At 68.8% G+C, this 17723-nt stretch carries 18 protein-coding genes; 9 read left to right on the top strand and 9 right to left on the bottom strand.

The window, feature by feature from the left end:
* The first annotated feature begins 97 nt into the window (after positions 1 to 97).
* Positions 98 to 865: a methyltransferase gene (locus PUT80_RS05010; protein ID WP_275291240.1), complete on the top strand. Its 768-nt coding sequence runs from the start codon at positions 98 to 100 to the stop codon at positions 863 to 865.
* A gap of 6 nt (positions 866 to 871) precedes the next feature.
* On the opposite strand, the gene PUT80_RS05005 is transcribed toward PUT80_RS05010, so the two are convergent.
* Positions 872 to 1618 carry an alpha/beta hydrolase gene (locus PUT80_RS05005; RefSeq protein ID WP_275291239.1) on the bottom strand — a complete coding sequence of 249 codons (747 nt, stop codon included), beginning with the start codon at positions 1616 to 1618 and terminating at the stop codon, positions 872 to 874.
* Between the two features lie 80 nt (positions 1619 to 1698).
* Here PUT80_RS05005 and PUT80_RS05000 point away from each other — a divergent pair, with 80 nt between their 5' ends.
* Positions 1699 to 2295, top strand: coding sequence for a TetR/AcrR family transcriptional regulator (locus tag PUT80_RS05000; RefSeq protein ID WP_275291238.1), 597 nt, complete (start codon positions 1699 to 1701; stop codon positions 2293 to 2295).
* 321 nt (positions 2296 to 2616) lie between these two features.
* On the opposite strand, the gene PUT80_RS04995 is transcribed toward PUT80_RS05000, so the two are convergent.
* A complete protein-coding gene (locus PUT80_RS04995; protein WP_275291237.1) occupies positions 2617 to 3150 on the bottom strand; it encodes a hypothetical protein in 534 nt (177 codons plus the stop codon).
* Between the two features lie 182 nt (positions 3151 to 3332).
* Here PUT80_RS04995 and PUT80_RS04990 point away from each other — a divergent pair, with 182 nt between their 5' ends.
* Complete coding sequence (locus tag PUT80_RS04990; protein WP_037807364.1) at positions 3333 to 4379, top strand: LysR family transcriptional regulator; 1047 nt, start codon at positions 3333 to 3335, stop codon at positions 4377 to 4379.
* A 387-nt stretch (positions 4380 to 4766) separates the two neighbouring features.
* Here PUT80_RS04990 and PUT80_RS04985 read toward each other — a convergent pair whose 3' ends face one another.
* The 4 genes from PUT80_RS04985 to PUT80_RS04970 form a co-directional block, all read right to left on the bottom strand.
* Positions 4767 to 5132, bottom strand: coding sequence for a DUF427 domain-containing protein (locus tag PUT80_RS04985; protein ID WP_037807362.1), 366 nt, complete (start codon positions 5130 to 5132; stop codon positions 4767 to 4769).
* Positions 5133 to 5213: 81 nt separating this feature from the next.
* Positions 5214 to 5927, bottom strand: a complete 714-nt coding sequence (locus tag PUT80_RS04980; protein WP_134663805.1) for a trypsin-like serine protease — start codon at positions 5925 to 5927, stop codon at positions 5214 to 5216.
* Positions 5928 to 6085: 158 nt separating this feature from the next.
* Positions 6086 to 6448, bottom strand: coding sequence for a hypothetical protein (locus PUT80_RS04975; RefSeq protein WP_134732665.1), 363 nt, complete (start codon positions 6446 to 6448; stop codon positions 6086 to 6088).
* Between the two features lie 22 nt (positions 6449 to 6470).
* Complete coding sequence (locus tag PUT80_RS04970; RefSeq protein WP_037807356.1) at positions 6471 to 6836, bottom strand: hypothetical protein; 366 nt, start codon at positions 6834 to 6836, stop codon at positions 6471 to 6473.
* A gap of 318 nt (positions 6837 to 7154) precedes the next feature.
* Between PUT80_RS04970 and PUT80_RS04965 the strand changes: the two genes are divergently transcribed.
* The 5 genes from PUT80_RS04965 to PUT80_RS04945 all read left to right on the top strand — a co-directional run bounded on the left by PUT80_RS04965 (position 7155) and on the right by PUT80_RS04945 (position 13690).
* Positions 7155 to 9608 carry a serine/threonine protein kinase gene (locus PUT80_RS04965; RefSeq protein ID WP_275291236.1) on the top strand — a complete coding sequence of 818 codons (2454 nt, stop codon included), beginning with the start codon at positions 7155 to 7157 and terminating at the stop codon, positions 9606 to 9608.
* A 320-nt stretch (positions 9609 to 9928) separates the two neighbouring features.
* Positions 9929 to 12292, top strand: a complete 2364-nt coding sequence (locus PUT80_RS04960) for a nitrate- and nitrite sensing domain-containing protein (RefSeq protein WP_275291235.1) — start codon at positions 9929 to 9931, stop codon at positions 12290 to 12292.
* A 42-nt stretch (positions 12293 to 12334) separates the two neighbouring features.
* Positions 12335 to 12760: a roadblock/LC7 domain-containing protein gene (locus PUT80_RS04955; protein ID WP_009071597.1), complete on the top strand. Its 426-nt coding sequence runs from the start codon at positions 12335 to 12337 to the stop codon at positions 12758 to 12760.
* The gene (locus tag PUT80_RS04950; RefSeq protein ID WP_037807351.1) at positions 12757 to 13122 is read left to right on the top strand and encodes a DUF742 domain-containing protein; all 366 of its coding nucleotides are present in this window, start codon (positions 12757 to 12759) and stop codon (positions 13120 to 13122) included. Before PUT80_RS04955 ends, PUT80_RS04950 begins: the two co-directional genes overlap by 4 nt.
* Positions 13103 to 13690 (top strand): ATP/GTP-binding protein, encoded by a 588-nt coding sequence (locus PUT80_RS04945; RefSeq protein WP_009071593.1) that lies wholly within the window; start codon positions 13103 to 13105, stop codon positions 13688 to 13690. Before PUT80_RS04950 ends, PUT80_RS04945 begins: the two co-directional genes overlap by 20 nt.
* A 61-nt stretch (positions 13691 to 13751) precedes the next feature.
* On the opposite strand, the gene PUT80_RS04940 is transcribed toward PUT80_RS04945, so the two are convergent.
* Positions 13752 to 15125 carry a tryptophanase gene (locus tag PUT80_RS04940; RefSeq protein WP_275291234.1) on the bottom strand — a complete coding sequence of 458 codons (1374 nt, stop codon included), beginning with the start codon at positions 15123 to 15125 and terminating at the stop codon, positions 13752 to 13754.
* Between the two features lie 45 nt (positions 15126 to 15170).
* Positions 15171 to 16247, bottom strand: a complete 1077-nt coding sequence (locus PUT80_RS04935) for a tryptophan dimethylallyltransferase family protein (protein ID WP_037807697.1) — start codon at positions 16245 to 16247, stop codon at positions 15171 to 15173.
* Positions 16248 to 16599: 352 nt separating this feature from the next.
* Here PUT80_RS04935 and PUT80_RS04930 point away from each other — a divergent pair, with 352 nt between their 5' ends.
* Entirely contained in the window at positions 16600 to 17139 is a 540-nt protein-coding gene (locus tag PUT80_RS04930; RefSeq protein ID WP_275291233.1) for a DinB family protein, read from the top strand.
* A 90-nt stretch (positions 17140 to 17229) separates the two neighbouring features.
* Here the strand turns inward: PUT80_RS04930 and PUT80_RS04925 are convergent, their stop codons facing one another.
* Complete coding sequence (locus PUT80_RS04925) at positions 17230 to 17412, bottom strand: hypothetical protein (RefSeq protein ID WP_275291232.1); 183 nt, start codon at positions 17410 to 17412, stop codon at positions 17230 to 17232.
* Positions 17413 to 17723: the final 311 nt, after the last annotated feature.

The raw sequence follows: 17723 nt of genomic DNA, 5'->3' as shown, positions 1-17723 counted from the left end.
CGGGGTCTTTCGCGGAGTGGTCGGAGGCGCGGGCGGGTTCTGGACATGGACTTTATGTGACGCGCGTCACTCTCGATCCGGGCGCACTATGAACGGCATGGAGACCGACGCCTGGGCCGCGCTGGCGAGTCCGTTCGTGGAAGGCGCGTACGCGACCGTCAAAGGCCGAGTGCGCACGTACGTCCTGCACCAGCAGCTCCTGGCACACCTGCCTCCGCCGCCGGCGACGGTGCTCGACGTCGGCGGCGGGGCCGGGCATCAGTCTTTCCCCTTGGCACGCCTAGGTTACGACGTCGTCCTGCTGGATTCGTCCGACGCGATGCTCTCGAAGGCGGAACAGCGTCTCGCTTCGGAATCGGCTGAGGTTCGCGAGCGCGTCCAGTTGGTGCGCGGCCGCGGGGAGGACGCCGTCACGGCGGTCGCGGGCCAGAAATTCGACGCGGTGCTGTGCCACGGCGTGCTGATGTATGTGGACGATCCCGTGCCGATGATCGACGCGCTGTGCGCCTGCGCGGCACCGGGCGGAATCGTCTCAGTGATGGCGCTCAACGCCGAGACGCTGGCCGTCCTTCCCGCGCTGGAAGGACGGTGGAGCGACGCGCTGACGGCGTTCGACGCGCAGGGTGAGCGAGGCGTCCTCGGCGTGGACACGCGCGCCGACACGGTCGCAGGGCTGTCGCAGCTGCTCGTCGGGCAGGGAGCCAAACCGCTTGCCTGGTACGGGGTTTGGCTGTTCGCCGACTGGATGGACCTGGACGTCGACGAGAGCCGGATCGGCGAGATCGCGGAGGTCGAACTGGAGGCCGCGCGACGAGATCCGTACCGGCGGCTCAGCCGGGTGTTCCATCTCGTCGCGCGGGCCTGAACTGTCCTATTTGGACGAGTCCCAGAACTCCGTGAGCACCCGCGCGCCCTGGACCGGGTCCTGCGTCATCCACCAGTGCCCGAGCCCCTCCAGCACCGCGACCTTCGCCCCGGCCCGCTCGGCCGAACGGCGGCGCTGCTCGTCCGTCCCGACGTAATGATCCTCAGTCGCCAGCACGACGAGCCCCGGGCGCTCCGCCGCGCGTCCGAGATTCCGGCCGGACTCCGCGAGCGCGGGCTGCGCCGCGGACCGGTAGAGCGGAAGCACCGCGCGGGCCATGTCGTCGTTCATTCCCTCGGCGACCTTGGCCGCCACCGCTTCGTGCATGCCACCGCTGACCAGGCGCGCGGCCCGGGCTGCCGCCGGCGCACCGAACATCGCCGCGACGGCTTCCTCGCCGACGCCCGGTTTCTGCCACATCTGCGCGAGGTCGTGCCAGACGTAATCCGGGTCGAACGCGCCGACCGTGTCACTGGCCCAGGTGCGCACCAATTCCGGACGAGCCATGACGGCGTTGAGGACGTGCGCGCCACCCCAGTCGTGCCCGACCAGGTCGACCGGTTCGGAGAACTTCTCCAGTTCGGCGATCAGCCAGTCGCGGTACTCGACGGCCGTCGCGCCGAACCCCGCCGGCCACGGCGCGCCGAATCCGGGCGGGGACAGGCACACGGTCGACCGGTCGCCCAGTTCGGCAAGCAGACGCTCCCACACCGCGGCGGTTTCGGGATTGCCGTGGACAAACACTGCGGTCATCGGACTTCCTCCCTCTTCGTCGCCCCCACTCTACGCATACTTGCTTGTCGGCTGGCAAGTATGTTGTAGAGTTTCTTCCCGTGACCACGCCGCGCCGCACGCAACAGGAACGCCGAGACCAGGCGTCGGCCGCTTTGCTGGAAGCCGCCGCCGAGTTGGTCGTCGAGGAAGGCGTACGCGCCGTGACCTTGGCCCGCGTCGGCGAACGGGCCGGATACAGCCGCGGCCTGGTCACCCACCACTTCGGCGGGAAACAAGCGCTGCTGGAACAGCTCGCCCGCACCACGCAGACCGGTTTCGTCCCCGGCTTGGACACCCTGCCGCCCGGCCTGGACCGACTGCTGCGACTGATCGACGGCTACTTGTCCCGGCTCAGTGACTCTGACGTCCTGAGCCGGGCGTTCCTGGTGCTGTGGGCGGAATCGATGACCTTGCGCGAACTCGCCCCGATCTTCCGCGAACGCGACACCGCCTTCCGCGACGACCTGCGCCAGGAGATCACCGCGGGCATCACCGAGGGCACCATCCGCGCCGATGTCGACCCGGAGCAGATCGCCGTGGCCATCGTCGGGCAACTCCGCGGCATCGCGCTGCAGTGCCTGCTAGATCCGGCCGCGGTGAAGCCGAGCGAGCTGTGCTGCTGCGCCGCCGAAGTGTGGAAGCGGGCGCTGTCTTAGCGCTGCTGGGCTGAACAAATTGTGCTGAGAAGACAAGCGCGAACGCCAATACGTCCTTGACGGTCCCGCCTCGCCGCTGTCACGCGGCGAGGCGGAACTCCCCCTCGTACGGCACTCCCCTCGATGACGTCGGCACTCCCCGGCATCCGTCCCCTCAAACGGATCGGCCGGAAACGCCGATCTGTGAAACGCCGCCCCAACACGGCCGCCCTCTACGGCTGCCCCCGACACAGCCGCCCTCCGGCCGCGTTGTGGCGGATCGGCTTTCCCGGGCGGCACGACCCCTCAGACGTGCCGACCGCAAAAACCGTCAAGAACCCATCAGACCGCGAACGCCGCGGACTTCCGCGCGATCACTGCGTTCTTGCGCGCCCGCACCGCCCGGTTGGCCCCGGGCAGCCACTGCACCACGAGCACCGCCAGCAGGCTCACGACCGCGATGGCGTCGAAGGCGTTCAGCAGAGCCGGGTTCACGTCGATCAGGTCGCGCAGGCCCAGGCCGATGCCGAAGACCGCGAACACCGTCAGCACCACCCGGGCCCAGTTGTGCGCGGCGAGCACCATCGCGGCCGACACGAGGGTCACCACGCCGATGACCAGCCAGATCGCCGCACGGGTGGTGAACGACGGCATGGCGATTCCGGTCAGGTCGTCGACCGTGAGCAGACCGCTCGAGGCCAGGTCGCGGCCTTCGGTCTGCAAGTATTCCTGCACGGCCGGGCGGATCAGGCTCTCGCCCTGCACCAGCACCATCGCACCCCACAGCAGTCCGCTGAGCGCGCCGAGCAACCCCAACCCTCCGCCGACGGTCAGGGTGCGCGAACGGCGCGCACCGGTGGAACTGTACGAACTCACTTCTGTCGAACTCCTTGGATCAGCAATCGAATCAAGCGTCACGGAGTTTCCCGCCGACTGCTTGCGCCGTCCACTGGTTCACCGATATTATCTACAGATTTTTTTAACTGGCCGCGAGATCAGGAACGCCGCGTTAGGCTCTCCGACGTCCGCGAAGAGAATGAGAAGGCGAGCCCTGCCCGATGTCCGCACCCAGCCCGTTCCGGTCGCCGTCGTTCAACGTGCTCAGCAGGCTCCTGCGCTCGTCGCCTGCCCTGCTCGACACGACGTTCGACCAGTTGCGCACGCTGATCACGGTCGCGGAAACCGGCACCGCCCTCGCCGCGGCCCGCACGCTCGGCCGCGACCAGTCCAGTGTGCAAAAACAACTCGACACTCTCAACCGAAATTTCTCGGAATTGTGCGGGGAACCATTGTTGCACCGCCAGGGACGCGGCCGCGACGTTCTTTTCACCGACACCGGACGCGCCGTCGCGCAGCAAGCGCGCCGCACGCTCACCGAATGGCTGGACACCATTCACGAATGCCGGCGCGAACTCGGCGGAACGCTCACCGTCGGCGCGACTCGCTACACCCTCGGCAGCCTCGCCCACGCCGGCGATCTCGTGGCGGAGCAGTTCCGCGCCCGCGACATCGAACTCAACGTGGTGCACGTGCGCACCAAGGACCTGATCGACCGGTTGCTGGCCAAGGACGTGGACCTGGTGTGCGGCAGCGTGGTCACGACCAGCGCGCTCGACTCCGTCGACGTGCTCGAATGGCGGCGCAGCGGACTCGGCATCGTGACCAATATGGACACTCCGAAACCCGGCGAGTCCGTCGCCACCAGCCAATTGCCGACGCTTCCGCTCGTCGTGCCCAGCGGCGGCGTGATCAACGACTTTATGCGCGGCTGGTTCGGCTCCGACTACCGCAACCGGCTCGACATCGTCGCCGAGATCGACTCCGCGCAATACGGATTCGAACTGCTCCGCTCGGGCTTGATCCGCGGCTGCATGCTCGTCACGCAGGGACTCGGCGAGGCCGCGGGCGAAAACCGCCTGCACGCCGCCTCCGGATTGCGCACCATCGGCCTCGTCGACGACATCGAGCCGAAACTCGAACTCCTCGTCGGCGTGTTCGCCCGACGCGGCGAACGATCCTCGTACCCGGACAGCCATCCCCTCAACCTGCTGTGGAACGCACTGCACCAAGCAGGAGAGGCGTCCTGGCTCGAAGTGGACCGCTGAACCGCACCGAACCGCTGACCCGCACGCACCGCTGAGCCGCTGACCAGCACCACACCGCTGCGCCGCGCCGACCCAATGATCAGCACGCACCGCCGGGCCGCACTGAACCGCACCGCAGCTCAGCACCAAACCGCCGAGCCGCACCGAAGCGCTGATCAGCACGCGCCGCTGAGGCGCGCTGAACCGCTGAACACCGCAGACCAGCGCCGAAGCGCCAATCAACACCGCACCGCAGCCCAGCACCGGACTGCTGAGCCGCACCTCGCCGCGAGCGACGCCGAATCCGGATCTCTCGCACGCGGAGCGTGCCGGATCAGCGCCAATCCCGCATCAGCAGCGCACCAGGCCAGCGAATCAGGATCAGCCCTGCGCCAAAGCAAGCACCCCTTAACCGACCTCCTCGATCTCCACCCGATCCGGATAGAACGCGACGTGCCCCTTGATCGCAGCCACCGCGTCGTACGGAGCCTCGTACACCCACACCGCGTTCTCGCCGTCCGGCACCGCGGCGAGGCTGTAGTAGGAAGCGTCGCCCTTGTACGGGCAGTGCGTGCGGTGCTCGGTGGGCGACAGCATCGCCAGGTCGACATCTTCCAACGGGATGTACTGCACCGGCGGATAGCTGGCCTCGCGCAGCACCTGCGCGCGGGTGGTGTCGGCGATGGTCTTCTCGCCTGCCTTGACCACCACCCGCGCGGGGTTGGGCTCAACGGTGATCGGGTGGTCCGGCCCCGGGATCAGCTTGTCGGGCATGTTCTCCTCCTCCGCGCAACGGAATCGGTGCGCACTCCCAACACTAGGCCGGACCACCGACAAAATCAGACGTCGGAAAACTCAGACGCCCGCGACCTGCGAGATCCAGCTGCGGTACCGCGTGATGTTGGTGTACGCGGTGCTGCTCTGCCGGTCGCTGGTCGACGCGACGCCCACCTGGCGTCCGGACGCGAACATCGGGCCGCCCGAGTCGCCGCCCGCGGTGATGCCGTCGCCGTACGTCGCGCACACCGCGACGCCGCCTTCGTAGTCGCTGCACGACGGCGTCGTGACGCGCACGTTGGCCACCTTCAGGTACCGCGACTGGCAGTTGATCTCCGAACCGCAGCGGCTCGTCGCGCCCCAGCCGTACACCTGCACGGTCTGCCCGGCGCGGACGTCGGTCGAGGTGCCGAGCGGCGAGTACGTCGCGTTCACCGAGCTGGACAACCGGACGATGGCCAGGTCAGCAGCGCCGGGGTAGCGCGTGATCGCGGCGCCGGTGGCCATCGTGCCGCCGCTGCTCTGGTCGAGGCTGCCGATGCGGAAGGTGTAGGTGCCGCTGGAGGCGACGCAGTGCTTCGCGGTGAGGATGTACTGCGGCGCGATGATCGTGGCCGTGCAGTTCTGCTGCCCGTTCACGAACAGCCGCGCGGCCCACGGGGCGTTGGAGGCGTAACCGCCGCCGATGATCGCCGGGGTCGCGGCCGGTCCGCTGGCAGCGGCTGCCTCTCCGGCGAATCCGGCCAGGCCAAGCGCGGTAGCGAGCACGAGTAAACAGGTGCGCAAACGCATGGTCTCTCGTTTCTGCGGCTTCGTCGCCGCGGTTCCGGTGGGGACGGGGAACCCCGATCATCAGGGCGTCGCCCAGGAACCAGAACCGGCGAAAGTAGCCGGGGACCACCTGTTCTTCCGCTGCCGCCGCCGCTACGGACAGTTCCGCGTACTGTTCCTCAGCCGGCGACCCGGGTCCGGCGCAGCCAGTACAGGCCGATCACCGGGAGCACCAGCGGGATGAACAGGTACCCCTGTCCGTACACCGACCAGACCGTGGCGTCCGGGAACGCCTGCCGGTCGAAAATGCTCAGGGTGCCGACGGTCAGCACGCCCAGCAGTTCGACGGTGCACGCGGCGAGCGCGATCCGCCACCACGTCCGGCCGCCGCGCGCGAGCGCGACCGTGGCCAGGATGTAGACCACCGCGGCGAAGGCCGACAGCACGTACGCCAGCGGCGCCTCGTGGAATTTCGTGCCGATCTGGACGCCCGCCCGCGACGTCGCGGCGAGCGCGAAGATGGCGTACACCGCGACCAGGATCCGGCCGGGGCCGGTGGCCGTCTTACGCGCTTGCTCCACTCCACACCTCGTTCAGTCGCAGCACCATCACCGGAATGGCCAGGCAGGCGATGCCGAGCACGACCGTGCTCGACCGGCTCTGCTCGGCAAGCGCCCACGCCGCGCCGACCGGCAGCACGACGAGGCAGCCGATCAGGTAGGCGAGGTAGGTCGCGAGGCTGCCCGGGTGGTGCCCGCTCGCGAGCAGCACGATCCCGATCACGAGCTGGGCGACCAGCAGCACCTCGATCACCGCGAGCGCGACGAGCAGCGGGGTGTCCGGGAGTTTCTTGCGCGCTGCCTGGACGAAACTCCACAGCGCGACGAGCGCGGCGCATCCAGCGACCGCTATCGCGAACCCGACGATCACCCGTTCCTCCTTCTGCCCGCCGGCCTCAACGTACCCGCCTGGCTCACCGCCCCGGACGGGCGAGGGGCCGACGGCGTGGCCGGGGCCACGTTCACCGGAACGGGTCGCTGGCATTCCGTCAATTCCTGAATGCCACGGAAATCCCGCTCGACCGGGCGACGGTGACTCACTCTCGGTTCGCGGCCGCCGGTTTTATCCTCGCCCCGCTCGGGTCCGCCGAACGCTGAAATGGCGGATTGGCGCGACGCCGAAGCTGTGCGGGAATGGTTTCCGTCGCCGGAGAACCGGAGAAGCGCACACGCGGAAGGATCCACTTTCATGAACGTCCGGCACGAGGCATTCTGCCTCGCCGATCCGTGGTTCTTCGACCGCCGGCGGGAAATATCCGCCGACGACCTGGCCGCCCCGCTCTACAGTCCACAATGGACTTCCGAGGACCACGGACACTGGCGTTACCTCCACCCCGCCGGAGCCGTTTTGCCGGAACAGGGCTGGGCCGTGGAGATTTCCGCCGCTCCGGGCAATGCCGACCGGGTACTGGACCGCGTCCGCGAGTACTGCCAGACCGCCGGGCTGCACCACCGGCATCTGCGTTCCCGGTCGATTTTCCTCGACCGCAATGCCGAATATCCGACGACCGGCGGAACCGGTGCACTGGCCACTACTTATCCTCCCGACAATAACGCCCTCGAACGGATCCTCGACGATCTTTCCGAACTCCTCACCGGCGAGCCCGGACCGGATATCGACGGCGCGCTCCGTTGCGGGGAATGCCCGATTCACGTGCATTACGGCGGATTCACGCCCCTGTGGACCGAGCACGGCGGCGCTCGCGTGCCCGCGTTGCGCAGGCCGAGCAGCGCGCTCGAACCCGCGCCGCGGGGCCCGGAGTTCTCCGTGCCGAACTGGGTCCGGATCCCCGACTGCGTCGCGGAGTACACCGACGCGCCGATGCCGCCGCACCGGGTCGCCGAGGTGCTCCGCCAAGCCCACGGCACCGCCGTCTACCTGGCCGAACGCGGTGGCGAGCAAGTGCTCGTCGAGGAGGCCTGGCCCTACACCGGACTGGACGTCGACGGCGTCGACGCGGTCGCGCGGCTGGAGCGCAAACACGACCTTTTCGAGCGGCTCGCCGGAATCCCCGGCATCCCGAAGACCCACGCCTACCTGCCCGGACAGCGGCATTACCTGGTGCGGGAGTACCGGCAGGGACTGCCGCTGGACGTCTGGCTCACCCGGCATTACCCGCTCACCCGCCGCGACTGCCCCGAAGCCGACCTCGCCGCCTACCGCAGGCAGGCGTTGTCCGTGGTGGCGCAGGTCGACCGGATCGTCGCCGAAGCCGCCGAACGCGGCGTCGTGCTCGAAAACCCGCGCAACATCCTGGTCGACAGTTCCGGCACGGTGTCGCTGACCGGCTTCGACCGCGACGAAACCGCCCTGCGGCTGCGCCTCTTCCTGCCGCTGGCCCCGCTCTATCACCTGGTGCCGGAACGCCTCCGCTGGGCGGCTGAGCTCACCGAACGCCGGTTCTCGCTGCCCGCCGGGTACGCCGACAGCATCGCACCGCACACCGAGCCCGCGCACACCGAACTCGACGAACCCCGCCCCGATTGGACCCTGGTGCGCAAGCAGATCGCCGAAGCCCTGCTCGCGTGCGCGACCCCGGAGCGGCGGGATCGCCTGTTCCCCGGCGACATCGAGCAGTTCCGCGTCGGCGGCGCGACCTTCGGCACCGGCGCGGCGGGCGTGCTGCACTCGCTGCACGTCGCGGGCGTCGGCCGGTTTCCCGAGCACGAGCAGTGGCTGCTGGAAGCGATCGAGGGAGAACAGCCCAGCCGCGCGGGTTTCTACGACGGCAGCCACGGAATCGCTTACGTGCTGGAGGAATTCGGCTACCGGAAGGCCGCGGCCGATCTCCTCGCCGCCTCGCGCGCGCTGGTGGACCAGACCGTCGGCCACGATCTCGCGAGCGGGCTGGCCGGCGTCGGCCTGACCCGGCTGCACTTCGCCGCGACCCGCGGCGACAACGAATTCGGCAGGCAGGCACTGAACATCGGCATCCGGCTCGCCGAGGCACTGGACACCGCGGAACCGCCGGGAGCGACCGCGCGAGCCGGGCTTCTGTACGGCTGGTCCGGCCCCGCGCTGCTGTTCCTCCGGCTCTACGAACGCACCGGCGAACCGGCCTGGCTGTCGTTCGCCGACCAGGCACTCGAACGCGACCTGGAGGAATGCGTCCCGGCGCTGGACGGCTCGCTGCCGGTCCGCGACGGCAACCGCGGTTCGCGCCGCGGGGCGGGAATCGGCAGCGCCGGAATCCTGATCGTCACCGAACAACTGGCGCGGTACCGCTTCGACGCGAAGGCCGCGCGCAGCCTGCCCGCACTGCGCGTCGCGTGCCGCGGGGAGTTCGCGCTCCATCCCGGCCTGCTGAACGGCCGCTGCGGACTCGCCGCCGGACTGGCCTTCAGCAGCACGCCGGACCGGCGCACGCAGGACGCGATCGACCGGCACCTGACGCGGCTTTCCTGGTACGCGGTCCCGTTCCGCGGCGGCCTTGCCTTCCCCGGCGCTCGCCTGCTACGACTGTCCGCCGACGTCGCCACCGGCGGCGCCGGAGTCCTGCGCACCCTCGCCGCGCTTCAGGACGGCATCGAACTGCTTCCGTTCCTCGGCCCGACACCTCGGGGTCGCTCATTAGTCCACTGTGGACAGCAACTGTCGACAAGTCAATTCGCCGACAGTTCCACCACCCGGAACCTCGACTGAGTGTCCGGACACTTTTTGAATCACTCATTCAGCCCAGCCCGTTGGTCCGGAATCCGCAGTCAGGGCCAGGGCCTCGGGAAACGCCGGGGGAACCCGCCGCTACCGTCGGTAACCGGCGTCAAGACCGCGTTCGGCCGCACGTTCAGCGGCACCACGAGGCCCCCGTTCGTGATAGAAACCGGGGCTGTTCCGTTCGGTGGGCCTACGAAGGGTGTATCCGAGATTTCCGTGACGAGGACCACTCGCACCCACTGGCGTGTCCGCTTCCCCGGCCGTGTCCGCACTCTCGCCGAGGGTGACCCAGGAGTTCGTGAATCATCGTGGAGAACAAGGACGATCCCGGCAAGGCGTACGACAAGTCGATCCGGAAGAGGCTGACCCGGACGGTCCTGATCCCGAGCATCACCCTGCTCGTGTTGTGGGCGGTGCTGGCGACGGCCTTCTTCATCAACGGCTTGTACGTGCGGCTCGTCGCGGGCTCGGTGCGTGACGTTTCGATCCCCGCGCTCACCGCGCTGTCGTCGCTGCAGCAGGAACGCCAGCTCGCCCTGCAGTACCTCGACAGCCCCAGCTCCGGCCCGCAGCAGCTGCAGCAACAGGAGCAGGACAGCGACGGCAAGCTGAAGGGTCTGCAGGACGCCTTCGCCGCCACCATTTCCAGCGCGCCGGACGAGATCGCCGGCAAGGTCACCGCGCTGAAGGCGCAGCTCGACCAGCTGCCGGTGCTGCGCTCGCAGGTCAACTTCCGCAGCATCAACCGCGCGCAGGTCAACTCCTACTACAACGGCGTCCTCGACTCCGCGGCGACGCTGTTCGACACGCAGGCGCGCATCGTCCCCGACGCGACCGCGGTGCAGGGCGCGATCTCGGCGACCTCGCTGTTCCGCGCGGGCGACCTGATGTCGCGCGAGACGTCGCTGGTGTCGGCCGCGTTCTCCGGCGGCACCTTCGCGCCGGACGACTTCGTCCAGTTCTCCCAGCTGGTCGGCTACTACCGCACGCAGCTGGCGCAGATCTCGCCGTTCCTCGAACCGGCCGTGCGCCAGCACTACCAGCAGCTTTCGACGAGCGACGCGTGGAAACGGCTCAACGCGGCCGAGGACTCGCTGATCAAGCACGGCCCGTGGACCAGCGGCGACCAGAACAACGTCCCGGTATCGGCGGGCGACTGGCACGCGCTGACCGCACAGGTCGCGCAAGGTCTGAACCAGCTCACCATCGAACAGGCCGACCAGGTTTCCGCCGCCGCGATCGACTCCGGGAATGCGCAGCTGCGCAACGCGATCATCGGCAGCATCGTGGCCCTGCTCGCCTCGCTGGCCGCGATCATCGTCGCGGTGCGGGTGTCGCGGTCGCTCGTCGACCGGACCCTGATGACGCGCCTCGAGCGGCTGCGCAACGACTCGCTCGACCTGGCGCGCAACCGGCTGCCGAACATCGTCCGCAGGCTCAAGAGCGGCGATCCGGTGGACATCGAGGCCGAGCTGCCGAAGCTGGACCACGGCCGGGACGAGATCGGCCAGGTGGCCGAGGCCTTCAACACCGCGCAGCTGACCGCGGTCAACGCGGCCGCGAGCGAGGCGAAGGCGCGCAGCGGTGTGCACAACGTGTTCCTCGGCATCGCCCACCGCAACCAGGTGCTGGTGCACCGGCAGCTGCAGATCTTGGACGAAATGGAAAGCCGCGAAGAGAACTCGACCCAGCTGGCTTCGCTGTTCCAGCTCGACCACCTCGCCGCGCGCGCCCGGCGGACCACCGAGAACCTGATCATCCTCGGCGGCAAGCAGCCCGGACGGCGCTGGCGCAAACCGGTTTCGCTGATGGAGGTGCTGCGCGCGGCCGTCTCGGAAACCGAGCAGTACTCGCGGGTGCAGGTCGAGCAGGTGCCGGACGTCGCGATCGTCGGCACCGCGGTCGCCGACACCATTCACCTCGTCGCCGAGCTGGTCGACAACGCGACGTCGTTCTCCCCGCCGGGTTCGCAGGTCGAGGTGACCAGCCGGATGGTCGCGCGCGGCGTCGTGGTCGACGTGTCCGACCAGGGGCTGGGCATGAAGGAGGGCGTGCGCGAGTGGGCTAACGCGATGATGGCCGACGCGCCCGAATTCGACGCGATGGCCCTGCGCGCGGACTCCAGCCTCGGCCTGTTCGTGGTCGCGCGGCTGGCTTCGCGGCTCGGCATCACGGTCACCTTCGACCCGTCGCGGTACGGCGGCACCCGGGCGACCGTGCTGATCCCGTCGAACCACCTCGCCGACGCGAACGCGCCCGAGCCCGCGGACGAGGCCCCGGCACTGGCCCAGGTCGGCGCGCCCGCGCAGGAAAGCGCCGTCCAGCGCTCGGTCCCGGAGACTCCGCAGCCGACGCCGCGGCCGTACCCGGCCCGTCCGCTTCCGACGCCGAGCCCGCGCACCCCGGAGCCGTATCCCCCGTCCGCGGGCCAGATCCCGGACGTCCCGGCCGCGCCGCGCGCCGCCGAACCGGACCTCAGCGGGCTGCAGGGCGACGACCGGCCCCGGCTGCCCCGCCGGCAGCCGCAGCAGAACCTCGTCGCCCAGCTGCACGACGACCCGGACGCCGCCGCCGAGGCGGACGTGACCAACGCGGGCGAGACCACCGCGCGGACGCTGATGGCGTTCCACAAGGGCACCCGCCGGGCGCGAGGCGGGCAAAATGACTCATAACGACCGAACACCTCACCACACCGAAAGTCAGGGTCTGTCCGCATGAACGAGTACGGGAATTCCACCCCTGATCTCAATTGGCTGCTCGACGACGTCGTCAACCGCGTCGTCGGCGCGCAGAACGCCATCGTGCTGTCCGCCGACGGCCTGCTGCTCGGCAAGTCGTCCGGGATGAGCAAGGACGACTCGGACCAGCTCTCGGCCATCGCGTCGAGCCTGCAGAGCCTCGCCAAAGGGGTGAGCAGGCAGTTCAACCGCGGGCCGGTGCTGCAGAACATGATCGAGATGGAACGCGGGTACCTGTTCGTCTCGGCGGCGGGGCAGGGCGCGTGCCTCGCCGTGCTCGCCGGCGCGGACATCGATGTCGAAATGATCGCGTACGAGATGAACCGGCTGGTCAAGCGCGTCGGCGACTACCTGGCGTCGGCGCCGCGCGAGGCCGCGAACCTGCTGCGGGAGGCGACATGAGCGACGACGGCTGGTACGACGAGGCCGCCGGACCCCTGGTCCGGCCGTACACGATCACGAGCGGGCGGACCCCGTCCGAACACCAGCTCGACCTTTCCACCCAGGTGATGACCCTGCAGCAGGGATCGGACCCGGTCGGGCTCGGCCCGGAGCACCTGGCGATCACGCAGCTGTGCCGCAGACCCTTGTCGGTGGCCGAGATCGCGGTGTACGTGAAGCTGCCGCTCGGCGTCGTGCGCGTGCTGTGCGGGGACCTGATCGACCGCGGCCTCGTCATCACCCGCGCCCCGTCCCGTCAGCCGGCCCAGGTGCCGGACCACGAAACTCTCCAGGCGGTTCTCGATGGCCTCATCAAGCTCTGAAGACGCCGCGGCGTCGGTGCCGACCCCGGTCAAGATCATCGTCGCGGGCGGGTTCGGCGCCGGGAAGACCACCATGGTCGCCTCGGTCAGCGAAATCCCGCCGCTGTCCACCGAGGAGGTGCTCACCGAGGCGAGCACCGGCGTCGACGACCTGTCCGGAGTGGAGCAGAAGAAGACCACCACGGTCGCGCTCGACTTCGGCCGGATCACCATCTCGCCGCGGCACGTGCTGTACCTGTTCGGCACCCCTGGCCAGGAACGGTTCTGGTTCATGTGGGACGACCTGGCGCGCGGCGCGATCGGCACCGTCGTGCTGGTCGACACGCGCCGCCTGGAGACCAGCTTCGCGGCGGTCGACTTCTTCGAGCGGCGGAAGATCCCGTTCGTCGTGGCGGTGAACTGCTTCGACAACGCGCCGCGCTACACCGCCGACGAGATCCGCGAGGCGCTCGTGGTGCCCGACGGCGTCCCGATCGTGATGTGCGACGCGCGGCAGCGGGATTCGAGCAAGATCGCGCTGATCCGGCTGGTGAAGCACGCGATGACGGTGGTTCCGCAACCCGCCTGAGCCGGGCTTTCCGACCAGCGAGGGGGTTCCCGGCGCGGGGAGCCCCCTCGTTCGTCTGTCCTCAGTGCACCGGGGCCATCCGGAGATTGAAGTGCCGCAGGATCTTCGGCGCTTCCACGATCCGGTAGCCGGGCACCTGCTCCGGGTTTTTCGCGATGTCGCCGAGGATTTCGGCCACGTAGTCGTAGTGGCCCTGGCTGTACACGCGCCGCGGCAGCGCCATCCGGACCAGCTCGAACGGGGCCGGGGTGATCAGCTCGTTCTGCTCGTCGAGCGTGCCGAGGTAGAGCGAACCCAGTTCCACACACCGGATTCCGCCCGCCAGGTACAGCTCGCAGGCCAGCGAATGGCCCGGGAACCGCGAGGCGGACAGATGCGGCAGCAGACGTCCCGCGTTGAGGTAGAGCGCGTGGATGCCCGGCGGCTGCACGATGTCCACCCCGGCCTCGTTGGCCTGCCTCGCGAGCCGAGCCGCCTCTCCCGCGCGCGCGGCGAGGTAGTGCGGGTCGACGACTTCCTGAAGGCCCTTCGCGACGCTGTCGAGGTCGTGCGCCGCGAGCCCGCCGTAGGTGCGGAAGCCTTCGGTGGCGATCAGGTTGGTTTCGCAGGTCTGGGCGAGGTCCGGGTCGGTCAGGCCGATGAACGCGCCCATCGGCGAGATGCCGTCCTTCTTCAGGCTCGCGACACAGCCGTCGACCAGGCCGAACGCCTCTCGCGCGACCTCGCGCGGCGTCTTGTCCGCGTAACCCGGCTCGCGCTGGATGACCAGCCACGCGTTCTCCGCGAACCGTGCTGCGTCAAGGAAAACCGGCACACCGTGCGTCCGCGCAAGCTTCGCCGCCGCGGCCAGGTTCGCCATCGAGACGGGCTGTCCGCCACCACCGTTGTTGGTGATGGTGAGCAGGACCTGGCCGACGCGGTTGCCGTCCGGGCCGGTCAGCAGGCGTTCCAGGGCGTCCAGGTCGATGTTGCCCTTGAACGGTTCGAGGCTGTCGAGGTCGCCGAACTCCGCGCAGGGCAGGTCGATCGCCTCGGCGCCGAGCAGTTCGACGTTCGCGCGGGTGGTGTCGAAGTGCGTGTTGCTGACCGAGATCCGGCCGCTTTCGAGCACGCTGGAGAACAGCACGCGCTCGGCCGCGCGGCCCTGGTGCACCGGCAGGAGGTGCGGGTATCCGGTGAGGTCGCTCAGCGCGTCGCGGAAGCGGTAGAACGAGTCCGACCCGGCGTAGGAGCGGTCCGCGGCGGCCGCGGCGGCCTCCTGCCGGGTCGAGACCGCGCCGGTGCCGGAGTCGGTGAGCAGGTCGATGCTGACCTTGTTCGCGGGCAGGTTGAAGGCGTTGTAGCCCGCCGCGGCGAGTGCTTGTTCCCGCTCGGCACGCGTGGTGACCGGAATTTCGGCGACGACTTGGGAGCGGTACGGCGGGAAGGTCCGCATCAGGGTATTTCCTCCAGTTGTGGGTGACAGCCGAAAACTACCGCGTCAGGTCATCCGACCGAGCACCGGCCGCTTTCTCGGCGGCGCTACCGCATAAGCCTCGGAGGACAGGTAGACGGTGATTCCGGAGCCGAACTCGCCCATTCTCAGCGACACGTGCGCGATCAGTCCGACGCCGTCGCGCAGCGGCCTTTCCGAAACCGCTGCCAGCGCTTTGTCCAGTTGTGTCGGGTCGAAGTCGTATTGCGCGAGAATGGCGTGCACGCGCGCACGGGCCACCTCGTCGTCGGGCACGTAACTCCGAATCGGGAGGTAAAGACTGTAGTTTCCCGGGGTGCCGCCCATACCCTCGACAAATGAATAACTGGAAACCAGCGGGCGACCTTCGAACGGACCTTTTCCGCCGCCGAGCACGGCGAGGAACTCCCGGATCAGCATCGGGTCCGTGCCCGGCACCAGCTCCGCCGCGCGCACCGCGTCCTCGGTCTCGGCGGCGTCGTGCGAGACGTAGACCTTGACCCGGGACAGCGGGTCGTCGTCGAGGTCGAGCGCGAAGAAGGTGAAGTTGTCGCGCTCACCGCGGCGCAGCGCGTGCTCGACCACCGGGTCGAACGCCTCGCCGAGATTCAGCCGCCGGAACCCCTCGCTGACCAGGGAATCCGCCATGGTCGACCCGCTGATCTGCGGGTTCAGGTACACCTTGATCTTCGGCGCGGCGCCGTTGCGGAAGATCAACGAGTACCAGAGCGTGAACGGCCCGCGGCGCTCCTCGTGCGGGAGGAAGAGGTCGGCCACCGCGTCGAGCCGGTCGGTGACCAGGCCGTATTCGCCCGCCACCTGAGCGAGGAAGGAGCGCGGGTCCGGAGCCCCGACGGTCTCGCCGAGAACCCGTACCACACATTCGCCATTGGCGTCGAATGCGACCGAGAATTCCACCGGCGTAGTGTCGTCCGCCACATTGCACGGGAACTGCGCCGGAGCGTCGACGGTCATTTCCCCGGACTCCCCGAGCAACAACCGGAGAAGTTCCAGGTGACGGCGTTCTTCGGGATCAAATCCCACTGCCCGGCACAGCCGGTCGAGTTGACCACCGGCGTGGCTGTACATCGACAACTCAACCATCGGCACACTCGCTCCGACCATGGCGCTGTATTCACCGTTTCATTAGTGCGTCCGGCCCCGCGAAGCATCCGCTGTTCGGTGGAGCGGGAGTTCACGGGCCGCCGAGAAGATTAATCCCCGGAATGCCGATCACGATACCTCTGACGGAGCGACAACACCGTCCGGAAACCGTGCCTGAGTGTGCTGATCAACACCGGAATTCACCTGAATTCCGCATCGACAGGAACGGATTCTGCGGCTACCCGCCCCCGCCATGTGGTCTAGCCCACTGCTGCGCGCGGACGGTGTCCCGTGCACCCGATGCGACGGGACGGCGCCGAAAATTGTCGGTGGCGGGTGAGACGCTCGTCTCATGACAACGACCCCGAAGCATCTGTCCAAGGTGGCCGAAAGCGACCGCCCGCCCATCCCCCGCGTCGCCGACGAACGCTCGACGCTGCTGGCCTATCTGGAGTGGCACCGCGAAACCCTGGCGCTGAAGTGCGCGGGCCTGAGCCAGGAAGCCGTGTCGGCGCGCGCGGTGCCGCCGTCCACAATGTCGCTCCACGGCCTGGTCCGGCACCTGGCGGGCTGCGAACGATGGTGGTTCCGCATCCAGTTCGCCGGCGAGGACGTCCCGCTGCTGCACTACTCGGACGACGACCCGAACCAGGACTTCGACCGCCTGGACGGGGATTTCGACGAGGCACTGGCTTTGTGGCGCGAGGAGTGCGCCCGGAGCCGGGAGATCGTGGCGGCGGCGTCTTCGCTGGACGCACAGGGGATCGGGAAGACCACGGGAGAGCCGTTCTCGCTGCGGTGGATGCTGCTGTCGATGATCGCGGAGTATGCGCGGCACAACGGGCACGCGGACTTGCTGCGGGAGGTGACTGACGGAGCCACTGGCCGGTGAAGGTGACGCTTGGTGTTTCGGCCACGTCTGATGAGGAGTGAGGCGGCGACATGGCCTGGAGCTTGGCTCGAGTCCAGAGTGGAGGCGGCCCTATGAGGTCACGGCTTGCTCGCGGGTGAGCGGCGACCGTTCGGACAGCGCTTTCGCCGACGACTTCGGCTGAGTCGTGGCGGCATCCGGCTGTTCGTGCGCGGCCAGTTGTGGCTGCGTCGCGCCTTCGACGCCTAGCCGTGCGCACGCCACGCGCTTCGGCCGAGTCGATCGCCCCGACACCAGCCGCCGCCTTCGGCTGGGGCGCGCCGCCGACGCCCAGTAGTTCGCGCGCTGTGCGCTTCGGCCGAGTCGCGCGTCGACACTGAGCCGTCCACACGCGGCCAACTTTGGCTGGGTGGCACCGTCGACGGTGAATCGTCCACGCGCAGTGCGCTCCAGCCAAGTCACGCGTCGACATTCAGCCGTCCACACGCGGCCAACTTTGGCTGGGTGGCACCGTCGACGGTGAATCGTCCACGCGCAGTGCGCTCCAGCCAAGTCACGCGTCGACATTCAGCCGTCCACACGCGGCCGACAGTGGCTAGGCGGCG

The organism is Amycolatopsis sp. La24 (genome assembly GCF_029087445.1).
In the GTDB taxonomy this organism is placed as follows: Bacteria; Actinomycetota; Actinomycetes; order Mycobacteriales; family Pseudonocardiaceae; genus Amycolatopsis; species Amycolatopsis nivea.
Note: the sequence above shows the minus strand (reverse complement) of the source record. Positions and strands in the feature narration are given on the sequence as shown.

Excerpts from the sequence above, each read along its gene's own strand:
- PUT80_RS05010 (WP_275291240.1), top strand. The coding sequence starts at position 98 with ATGGAGACCGACGCCTGGGCCGCGCTGGCGAGTCCGTTCGTGGAAGGC.
- PUT80_RS05005 (WP_275291239.1), bottom strand. The coding sequence starts at position 1,618 with ATGACCGCAGTGTTTGTCCACGGCAATCCCGAAACCGCCGCGGTGTGG.
- PUT80_RS04990 (WP_037807364.1), top strand. The coding sequence starts at position 3,333 with ATGTCCGCACCCAGCCCGTTCCGGTCGCCGTCGTTCAACGTGCTCAGC.
- PUT80_RS04985 (WP_037807362.1), bottom strand. The coding sequence starts at position 5,132 with ATGCCCGACAAGCTGATCCCGGGGCCGGACCACCCGATCACCGTTGAG.
- PUT80_RS04980 (WP_134663805.1), bottom strand. The coding sequence starts at position 5,927 with ATGCGTTTGCGCACCTGTTTACTCGTGCTCGCTACCGCGCTTGGCCTG.
- PUT80_RS04965 (WP_275291236.1), top strand. The coding sequence starts at position 7,155 with ATGAACGTCCGGCACGAGGCATTCTGCCTCGCCGATCCGTGGTTCTTC.
- PUT80_RS04955 (WP_009071597.1), top strand. The coding sequence starts at position 12,335 with ATGAACGAGTACGGGAATTCCACCCCTGATCTCAATTGGCTGCTCGAC.
- PUT80_RS04950 (WP_037807351.1), top strand. The coding sequence starts at position 12,757 with ATGAGCGACGACGGCTGGTACGACGAGGCCGCCGGACCCCTGGTCCGG.
- PUT80_RS04945 (WP_009071593.1), top strand. The coding sequence starts at position 13,103 with ATGGCCTCATCAAGCTCTGAAGACGCCGCGGCGTCGGTGCCGACCCCG.
- PUT80_RS04940 (WP_275291234.1), bottom strand. The coding sequence starts at position 15,125 with ATGCGGACCTTCCCGCCGTACCGCTCCCAAGTCGTCGCCGAAATTCCG.
- PUT80_RS04935 (WP_037807697.1), bottom strand. The coding sequence starts at position 16,247 with ATGGTTGAGTTGTCGATGTACAGCCACGCCGGTGGTCAACTCGACCGG.
- PUT80_RS04930 (WP_275291233.1), top strand. The coding sequence starts at position 16,600 with ATGACAACGACCCCGAAGCATCTGTCCAAGGTGGCCGAAAGCGACCGC.